This window comes from Endozoicomonas sp. ONNA2 (assembly GCF_024606365.1).
In the GTDB taxonomy this organism is placed as follows: domain Bacteria; phylum Pseudomonadota; class Gammaproteobacteria; order Pseudomonadales; family Endozoicomonadaceae; genus Endozoicomonas.
Window position 1 is genome coordinate 1 of record NZ_JAHHPO010000659.1, and the last position, 1,588, is coordinate 1,588.

Annotated in this window: 2 protein-coding genes; both read left to right on the forward strand. The window is 43.3% G+C overall.

Translation table 11 applies throughout. The annotated features are described in order from the left end of the window. The first annotated feature begins 203 nt into the window (after window positions 1-203). Window positions 204-599 carry a hypothetical protein gene (locus KDK14_RS11555; protein ID WP_257265273.1) on the forward strand — a complete coding sequence of 132 codons (396 nt, stop codon included), beginning with the start codon at window positions 204-206 and terminating at the stop codon, window positions 597-599. Window positions 600-843: 244 nt separating this feature from the next. Further along, window positions 844-1,134, forward strand: a complete 291-nt coding sequence (locus tag KDK14_RS11560; protein WP_257265274.1) for a 4a-hydroxytetrahydrobiopterin dehydratase — start codon at window positions 844-846, stop codon at window positions 1,132-1,134. Window positions 1,135-1,588: the final 454 nt, after the last annotated feature.

Sequence of the window (1,588 nt, forward strand, 5' to 3'; positions counted from 1 at the left end):
TTCTCAGATAAGTCTTTCCATATCTCTTTTATGTATTATAATGGCCAATCTAGTCTACTGATATTCTGCTTTTAACCAGCCGCTTAATGAAGAATAACTCATACATTCTTAGTATTTCACTCGATTCAGCGCGTAGAACTCGTGCTGGTGGAAGCTTTTTATTATTTCCTATCTTATAAAACTCCCCGGAGGTAATCGAATCTATGGGTACCCTGAGCATGGGCGGAAGCATTGATACAAGCAGTGAAATGGATATCATTGAACAGCAACGCCTGGCAGCTCTTATTGAAATTACTGAGCAGCATAACCGGGAGGTAAGCCAGCTTAAATCGCGTCTGGAAACTGCCGAGAAGAAAGCTGAAAAAGCTGCTACCCAGCTGAAAAACATGGAAAATGAACTGAAAGATCTGAGAGCTAGCAATCCTGATCGAATGAAGAAGCAGATCAAGCGTCTTCAAGAGCAGAATCGTGCGCTTACTGGTGAAAACAGTGGTCTGAAAACCAAACAAAAGCAGCTTGCCCAACAGCTCAATACTGCAACTCAGGAGCTTGAGCAACTGAAGTCTGAAGAGGCTGAAGCAGAATCCGGGAAGGCGTAATTCCATTCATCCAAATTACTGGTGACTCCAGGCAGTTCAGTAGGCATCCGGCAACCGCCCACCCCTTTTGGTAGCTGCCGGTAAGCGTACCGCAAGTTCGTTGTAATGATAGTCAGCCTTGTGGGGCTTGGGTAATTTCTAAATAGCATGATCAGACAACTTGCTTACCTGTATTTCTGGTGCCATTCCCCTAAGTTTGAATTAGACTGAGCTTTGGTTTTTATTCAATTGAAGGAGTGCACCCATGAATGACTGGATTTCTTGTCAGTATGACAGCATTGATCATATTGAAAAATCCTTCGTCTTTAAAAAATATTCACAAGCCTTGGCATTCTGCAACGCCATTGCGTGCTTGGCCGAAGCTCATGTCCACCATCCGCGAATTGTTATTGAGTGGGGTAAGATAGCTGTTGCCTGGGGAACCCATCAATCAAATGAGGGCAGTGGCGTGCTTGCTATTGACCGGGCTTTGGCACAGCGTTGCGATACGTTATACAAACAGATTAATACCCCCGTTTCCTTAAACTCCGGTTAATTTTGTCCAGAGTCAGCTGCGTCTCAGATAGCGTGAATCAAAGCCTTGAGACGCGGTGTTTCAAGAGAAACTCCCTCTATGCATCCTCATGACAAACTCCAGTTGTAAGATAATAATTTCTTTTGATATTATAAAAAGTTCTTAATCTTCAATGGACGTATTTTGATTCTGGATCATACTTACCTTGCTGGTTCGATCGACTTCCCCCCTAAGATCTTTCCAGTTTGTGTCGGCAACGACCGCGGTACTTGGATTGTGTACCTAACCACTCCTAATGGTCTTAGCCCGTGTCTTCTTCCCCCAGAAGCACGGGTTTCTTTTTTTCTGTAATTCCTTATATATCAAGCCTTTCCGGTGATTTTCCGAGAATTTCCCCGCATTTGTTTTGGTCGATTTTGAGGGCTAATAACAGTGTCGAGTAATCTATGATTATCTTGGTTAATCTGCTTTTTTA

Bases quoted from the DNA above. Each gene is read 5' to 3' on its own strand.
- KDK14_RS11560 (WP_257265274.1), top strand. From the start codon at position 844: ATGAATGACTGGATTTCTTGTCAGTATGACAGCATTGATCATATTGAA.
- KDK14_RS11555 (WP_257265273.1), top strand. From the start codon at position 204: ATGGGTACCCTGAGCATGGGCGGAAGCATTGATACAAGCAGTGAAATG.